The following is a 7,591-nucleotide window of genomic DNA, read 5'->3' as shown; positions in this document are numbered from 1 at the left end:
ATTCTACCGACAATGGGGGGACAAACGGCTCTCAACTTTGCCGTGGCATTGGCAGAAAATGGCGTACTCGATGAGTTTGGGGTAGAACTGATCGGGGCGAAACTCCCCGCTATTAAAAAAGCCGAAGATCGCGAACTCTTCAAACAAGCGATGGAAAAAATCGGTGTGGCAATGTGTCCTTCTGGGATTGCCACCACCCTCGACGAGGCAAAACAAATTGCCGTCGAAATCGGCACGTATCCCCTAATCATCCGTCCTGCATTTACCATGGGGGGTTCTGGGGGAGGGATTGCTTACAACCAAGAAGAACTCGAAGAAATCTCCCAATCGGGTTTGGATGCCTCCCCGGTGAGTCAAATCCAGGTGGAACAGTCTCTCATTGGTTGGAAGGAATACGAACTGGAGGTGATGCGAGATTTGGCAGATAACGTGGTGATTATCTGCTCGATCGAAAATATCGACCCGATGGGAATTCACACCGGCGACTCGATTACCGTTGCCCCCGCCCAAACCCTCACCGATAAAGAATACCAGCGATTGCGAGATGCCTCGATCGCCATTATTCGGGAAATTGGTGTGGAAACGGGGGGATCGAACATTCAGTTTGCCGTCAACCCGGTGAACGGGGACATCATCGTCATCGAAATGAACCCTCGCGTTTCCCGCAGTTCGGCCCTAGCCTCCAAAGCTACCGGATTTCCGATCGCGAAATTCGCGGCTAAGCTAGCCGTCGGCTATTCCCTCGACGAAATTCCCAACGACATTACCCAAAAAACCCCCGCCAGCTTCGAACCCACCATCGACTACGTGGTGACGAAAATTCCTCGGTTTGCCTTCGAGAAGTTTCCCGGAACCGATGCCATCCTCACCACCCAAATGAAGTCCGTTGGCGAAGCGATGGCGATCGGGCGGACCTTCTGCGAGTCGTTCCAAAAAGCCTTCCGTTCCCTCGAAACCGGGCGCTTGGGTTGGGGCTGCGATCGCCCCGAAAAACTGCCCAACCTCTCCCAAATTCGCGCCGGATTGCGCATCCCGAACCCAGAACGGATGTTCACCGTCCACCAAGCTTTGCAAGTGGGGATGTCGGTGGAGGAAATCTACGAACTCACGGGAATCGATCCCTGGTTCCTCGATCGCTTCGTGGAATTACTCGATACAGAGAAATGGCTCAAACGCACTCCCCTGAAGCAGATAACCAAAGAACTGATGTGGGAGGTGAAACAGCAGGGATTCAGCGACGGGCAAATCGCCTTTGCTACCCGCACTCCCGAAGATGACGTGCGCGCCTACCGTACTTCCCTAGACGTACAACCCGCATACAAAGTCGTGGATACCTGCGCGGCGGAGTTTGAAGCGTTCACCCCCTACTACTACTCCACCTACGAAGAAGAATCAGAGGTACTTCCCTCCGAAAAACCCAAGGTGATGATTCTCGGTGGCGGCCCCAACCGCATCGGACAGGGGATCGAATTCGACTATTGCTGCTGCCACGCCTCGTTCGCCCTGCGAGATGCCGGGTTCGAGACGATTATGGTCAACTCCAATCCCGAAACCGTTTCCACCGACTACGATACCAGCGATCGCCTCTACTTCGAGCCGCTGACCCAAGAAGATGTCCTCAACATCATCGAGGTGGAAAAGCCCGTGGGGATTATCGTCCAATTTGGCGGACAAACTCCACTCAAGCTGGCAGTTCCGTTACAGGAATACCTCGAAGCCAACCCCGACTCTGTTACCGAAATCTGGGGCACATCCCCCGAATCGATCGATATTGCCGAAGATCGCGAACGGTTCGAGCAAATTCTGCGCAAACTCGATATCCTCCAACCCCCCAACGGCATCGCCCGCAGCTATGAAGAAGCCCTGAAAATTGCCGGGCGCGTCACCTATCCGGTGGTGGTACGTCCCAGTTACGTTCTCGGGGGTCGGGCGATGGAAATCGTCTACTCCGATGCGGAGTTGGAACGGTATATGAAGTTTGCGGTGCAGGTGGAACCCGATCGCCCCATCTTAGTCGATAAGTTCCTCGAAAATGCCGTAGAAGTGGATGTGGATGCGATCGCCGACAAAACCGGCAACGTGGTTATCGGCGGCATCATGGAACACATCGAACAAGCGGGTATCCACTCCGGCGACTCCGCCTGTTCGATTCCCTACGTGGGCTTGTCTGAAGCAGCCGTGGCGACGATTCGGGAATGGACGGTGCAACTGGCTACCGAACTCAAAGTCATCGGGTTGATGAACATTCAATATGCCGTTCAGGGCGATCGGGTGTACATCCTCGAAGCCAATCCCCGCGCCTCTCGCACCGTCCCCTTCGTCTCCAAAGCCATCGGCGTACCCCTGGCGAAAATGGCCTCTCTGGTGATGTCGGGGAAATCCCTCGAATCCCTCAGCTTTACCGAAGAACGGGTTCCCCAACACATTGCTATTAAAGAAGCGGTGCTGCCCTTTAATAAGTTCCCCGGTACCGACACCCTACTCGGGCCCGAAATGCGATCGACTGGGGAAGTGATGGGTATCGATACCGGGTTCGGGAAAGCCTTCGCCAAAGCGCTGTTGGGGGCAGGGGAACAGATTCCCCTCACCGGAACGGTATTCGTTTCGATGAACGATCGCAGCAAACTCCCCGTTGTCGCTGCCGTCAAAGATTTGATGGAGTTGGGATTCAAAATCGTCGCCACCGCCGGTACGCAAAAAGTTCTCCAAGAAAACGGTATCGACGATGTGGACTTGATACTCAAACTCTCCGACGGTCGTCCCCACGTCATCGACGCGATCAAAAACAATCAAATTCAACTGATTCTCAATACCCCCTCTGGAGAGGATGCCTTCGCCGAAGGACAGCTCATTCGCCGCACGGCACTAGCTTACAAGATTCCTCTGATTACCACCATCGCTGGGGCCAAAGCTACTGCCGCCGCCATTCGATCGTTGCAGTCGGAAACCCAGGAGGTGAAGGCGGTACAGGATTATTTTAGTTAGATGACAGATATCAGACATCAGATGACAGATATCAGACATCAGATGACAGATATCAGATAATTTGGGTCTTGTTGAGGGTCATCGATTTTTGGCGAACCGAAGCGCGGTTTTGAGAAAATGGGCGATCGATGGCTCAAACCTTGGCTCTGACTTAGGTGGAGGCGATCGGGGTGGAAAAGGGGTTGGACAAGTAGACGGGGTAAGGGTTTGAGCGGTTTTGCGAGTTGAGTGTATGACGTTGTACTTACGTTTTGGCAGGTTCGCCAAAACACGGTTTGAAACCCTTACGGTGTGGGTGTTGTATAATCTAGGGTATCCAGACTCCTTCGGGGGTCGAATTAATGGAAACATTCAATTTCGACAGGATAATACCTGGTTTTCACGAGGTATCCAGACTCCTTCGGGGGTCGAATTAATGGAAACGAGGCAGCTAGGATTTGTACGCATCGAGTCCCTTGTATCCAGACTCCTTCGGGGGTCGAATTAATGGAAACTCGATTTGACAAAATATTTCAATGCGCCGTTCATGTATCCAGACTCCTTCGGGGGTCGAATTAATGGAAACTCCTTCTCGTTCAACCTGGGACTAGGGTCTCTGGTATCCAGACTCCTTCGGGGGTCGAATTAATGGAAACAGTCTTTTACATCCACGATGTTATTATTTTTCATCCAGTATCCAGACTCCTTCGGGGGTCGAATTAATGGAAACATTTCTTCCAGGCCGAGCGAGCAGTAGAAGTCGAGTATCCAGACTCCTTCGGGGGTCGAATTAATGGAAACAAGAATACTAATGGTAAAAGAACGTTTTTGGGGAGTATCCAGACTCCTTCGGGGGTCGAATTAATGGAAACTGCTCGATATCCCACACGGCGAGATCGAGTTAGGGGTATCACAGACCTGATATCTGATGTCTGATATCTGATATCTGAATTCCCCCTTTCGGGGGTCGAATTAATGGAAACCTGCCAAAGCATTCGGAAGTCAGAATCTAGAATTCAGAAATGAAACCCATTCCGACTTCCCAAAAACCCTCCGCTTGACACGATCGGAGGGTTTTTTCTTGAAATAGCGACCCCTGACCATAGCTATATCAGATTGCAGATAAGTGGGTATCTGTATGTACCGCTATTCGTAAAAAGTTAGAATAAACGCTCGTTTGTCAAGTCCCAGATGTAGTGTCACCAAGTCTCCCTTGTCTAAATCTGATATCTGACATCTGGTATCTGATATCTGTTGCGTCCCCCCCGTCTCCCTAAAACCGCCTTCGGTCAGAAACGTCAGATGGCTTTCGACAAGAACGCTAAACTAGACATAGGCAAATTAAAGCGTTTTTAAAGTTGGCTAACGCTATGGCAGGAGCCACTTATGGGAAAAGAAAGTATTTCTCTATCCAGAGCGAGTCAACTGTCCCGCGAACCCTGAATCGTCAAAGCACCTGCCGCAAACCATCTTGTCAACCCCAGAAGGAAAAAAAGAGTTATGGGATTATTCGATCGTATTGGCCGCGTCGTGAAAGCGAACCTCAACGATGTGGTGAGCAAGGCTGAAGACCCGGAAAAAATTCTCGAGCAGTCTATCCTAGATATGCAAGAAGACTTGGTACAACTGCGCCAAGCCGTGGCTAAATCCATTGCCACGAACAAACGTACCGAACAGCAGTACAACCAAGCCCAGTCTCAGGCCAACCAGTGGCAGCAGCGCGCGCAACTCGCACTCCAAAAAGGCGATGAAAACTTGGCTCGCGAAGCGTTGGTGAGAAAGAAGGGTCATGCGGAAACCGCCGCTACCATTAAGCCCCAGGTTGACGCTCAACGAGGTCAGGTGGATTCGCTCAAGAAGAATCTGATTCAGCTCGAGAGCAAGATTTCCGAGGCGAAAACTAAGAAAAATATGCTCAAGGCGCGGCTGCAAGCAGCTAAAGCCAACGAACAGCTACAAAACAGCATCGGTTCTTTCAATCCCAGCAGCGCCACCGGTGCTTTCGATCGCATGGAAGAGAAAGTCCTCGAAATCGAAGCGCGCTCCCAAGGTGCAGCAGAACTCGCCGGTTCGGATCTCGAAAGCCAGTTCGCTCAACTCGAAGCGGGTAACGATGTCGATGACGAGTTACTGGCGATGAAAGCTCAACTGACGGGTGGTTCGGTTTCCCAAGGAGCGCTCCCCGAATCCAAGACTGCCGCTAGCGAACCCGTCGATGCAGAACTCGAAGAACTGCGATCGCAACTGAAGGATATTTAATTCAATATTCTTGAAATTTCAGAAAATTTCAGCTCTAAAGCGATGGGAGAAAACTCATCGCTTTTGTTATGTTGATACAGCACGAGCGCGCCCTTTACCGTCATACATTTTCAGGGATGAGAAATGGAGGAAAAGGGAAAATATGTATCTATAGCAGTTCGCGCCCTTTTCATTACACAATTTCAGTCATGGGGAACGGGGAATGGGGAACAGGGAATGGGGAATAGAGAATAGAAACAACCTATTTCTTCAATCGTGTAAATAAACTGATGACGAAGCGCTATACAAATACACGATCGCAAATCGCTTGCGACCGCCCGTTATTATTCCAAGTAAAATACCTGAAACCTTGCTCTGAGAATGGTTTCAGGTATTGTCGGTAGTAGCAAGCATTTACACGAGATGAATCGTGCAAAATTCTCAGGACTTTTGTCACTCGATTAGGGCATCTAGCAAGCTGTAATTAGCATTGAATACCCTAGTTCATAAGATAAAGTATTTGGCTTAATATGTCTTTCCGAAATCGGAAAATCCATTGCCGATTTTGGAAAGGTTGTTTTCAACCCACTTTAATTTGCTGTTGAGTCCGCTGGAGGTAAAGGCGAACCACTGTATCTTTTGGATTGTGACGCCAGCAAGCCTGAAATCTTTTTCTTGCTTCCGAGAACTGCTTCTGGTGGTAGCAGCTTACCGCTCGTTCAAATTCAGATTTGGTGTCTAATTTACGCTGCCGCAGTTCGCTGACATCAGCATCGAATACTTCAAATATCCATTGCCATGGGGACTGACTGTTGACGCGAACGCGATCGATTTTGCGAATCTGATTTGTGAGGGAATTTTCCAAATTCGATAAGGTTTCTTGGGAAATTAATAAAGAGAGACGATAGTATTTTGTCAGTTGTTCTAAGCGATTTGCACAAGAAACAACCTCTCCAATCGCCGCACTATCGATGCGAGAGCGACTGCCAACGGTTCCCAAAAGTACATTTCCGGTATCGATACCGATACCAATGGAAATTGGTTGGCGATCGACTTTTTTGCGAGTCTGGTTATATTTCTTTAGAGTTTGAAGCATTTCAATTCCCGATTTGACGGCATTCTCGGCACGACGATCGAACATAGCCATAATGCCATCGCCAATATATTTATCGATGAATCCGTGGCGATCGAGAATTGCGGGTTCCATTCGCGATAAATAAGCATTAATAAATTTGAAATTATCTTCTGGAGACATTTGTTCCGAAAACGCCGTAAAGTTGCGAATATCGGCACAAAGTACTGACATTTTTTGCTCGATCCGATCGCCTAACTCAACATCGATAATACTATCTTTTTGAAGATATTGAAGAAAACGATTGGGAACGAAGCGTTGGTAAGCATAATTGAGACGATCTAAAGTTTGTTCGCGCTCGGAAAGAATCTCGATGGTTTGCGCTCGAATTTTGAGTTGTTTTTCGAGTTGTTCGTTAATCGATCGAAGTTGCTCGTTTCGATCGGACAGTTTCCGCTTTTTGATAAAGCAGTCGATCGCTTCTTGAATTGTCAGTTTTAGATCGAGAGAATGCCAAGGTTTGGAGAGGTAGCGATATAGATTTGCGTGGTTGATAGCATGAGAAATTGCCTCAATATCTGCTTGCCCCGTCAACATAATTTTAATAGTCTGAGGTGAAATTTCATGTATGCGCTGCAAGAGCTTATCTCCCCTCATTCTCGGCATGACACAATCCGAAATAATCAAAGCAAGTTCGCGATCTTCCTCGATTAAATCTTCAAAAACTTCAAGAGCTTCTTCTCCACTTTGAGCGATTTCAATAAGATAATGCTCCTGAAAGGCTAATTCCAGCTCTCTTTTGAGACTGTTTAAAATCATCAATTCGTCATCGACGCAAAGAATGACGAGTCGATCGTTTTCCAAGAGCGACTCTGACTTACAGACAAAAGAATCTGGATGTGAAGGAACATCGCTTTCATTCTGGGTTGAAACTTCGACAAAATTTTTTGGGTTAGGAGGATAGGTTAATGGAGTACAACGATGCTTACAGGATATCTCTCGAAAATTCTGGGACTGGCGATCGCTATCCCGAGATATTAATGTCATGACAATTTCCCAAGTTAACGCAAGACGGATAAATTGTTATACTTCGTTCTCCCATGGAAATCGGGTAGAACCAGATTTAGATTTATCTCGCACGTAAGTTAAACTCATCCCACCAACTAAATTCTGGCAACTCCAAAGGTTTCGCGCTCGCCTGATATTTGCATGGGGTTTGGAGATTGTCTTTCTCTCAACCATTCGGTGAAAGTTTTCTCTCTCGTTAACCCTAAATTGAAGTCGAACGGGTTTTAACCGGTTTTGAAGCTGCTGATG

3 protein-coding genes and 1 CRISPR repeat array are annotated in these 7,591 nt (G+C 48.5%); of the genes, 2 read left to right on the top strand and 1 reads right to left on the bottom strand.

The window, feature by feature from the left end; all coding sequences use genetic code 11:
- Both carB and IQ235_RS00850 read left to right on the top strand, forming a co-directional pair.
- A partial coding sequence (gene carB / locus IQ235_RS00855) for a carbamoyl-phosphate synthase large subunit (protein WP_264319605.1) occupies nucleotides 1-2,985 on the top strand: 2,985 nt, incomplete at its 5' end.
- A 312-nt stretch (nucleotides 2,986-3,297) separates the two neighbouring features.
- A CRISPR array of direct repeats spans nucleotides 3,298-3,836; the repeat unit is 37 nt; unit sequence GTATCCAGACTCCTTCGGGGGTCGAATTAATGGAAAC.
- A 628-nt stretch (nucleotides 3,837-4,464) separates the two neighbouring features.
- Nucleotides 4,465-5,223, top strand: coding sequence for a PspA/IM30 family protein (locus IQ235_RS00850; RefSeq protein ID WP_264319604.1), 759 nt, complete (start codon nucleotides 4,465-4,467; stop codon nucleotides 5,221-5,223).
- A gap of 559 nt (nucleotides 5,224-5,782) precedes the next feature.
- Here IQ235_RS00850 and IQ235_RS00845 read toward each other — a convergent pair.
- The gene (locus IQ235_RS00845; protein ID WP_264319603.1) at nucleotides 5,783-7,321 is read right to left on the bottom strand and encodes a response regulator; all 1,539 of its coding nucleotides are present in this window, start codon (nucleotides 7,319-7,321) and stop codon (nucleotides 5,783-5,785) included.
- Nucleotides 7,322-7,591 lie beyond the last annotated feature (270 nt).

The sequence above is a fragment of the Zarconia navalis LEGE 11467 genome (assembly GCF_015207075.1).
GTDB lineage: Bacteria > Cyanobacteriota > Cyanobacteriia > Cyanobacteriales > Geitlerinemataceae > Zarconia > Zarconia navalis.
This window is presented reverse-complemented; position numbering and strand designations above follow the sequence as displayed.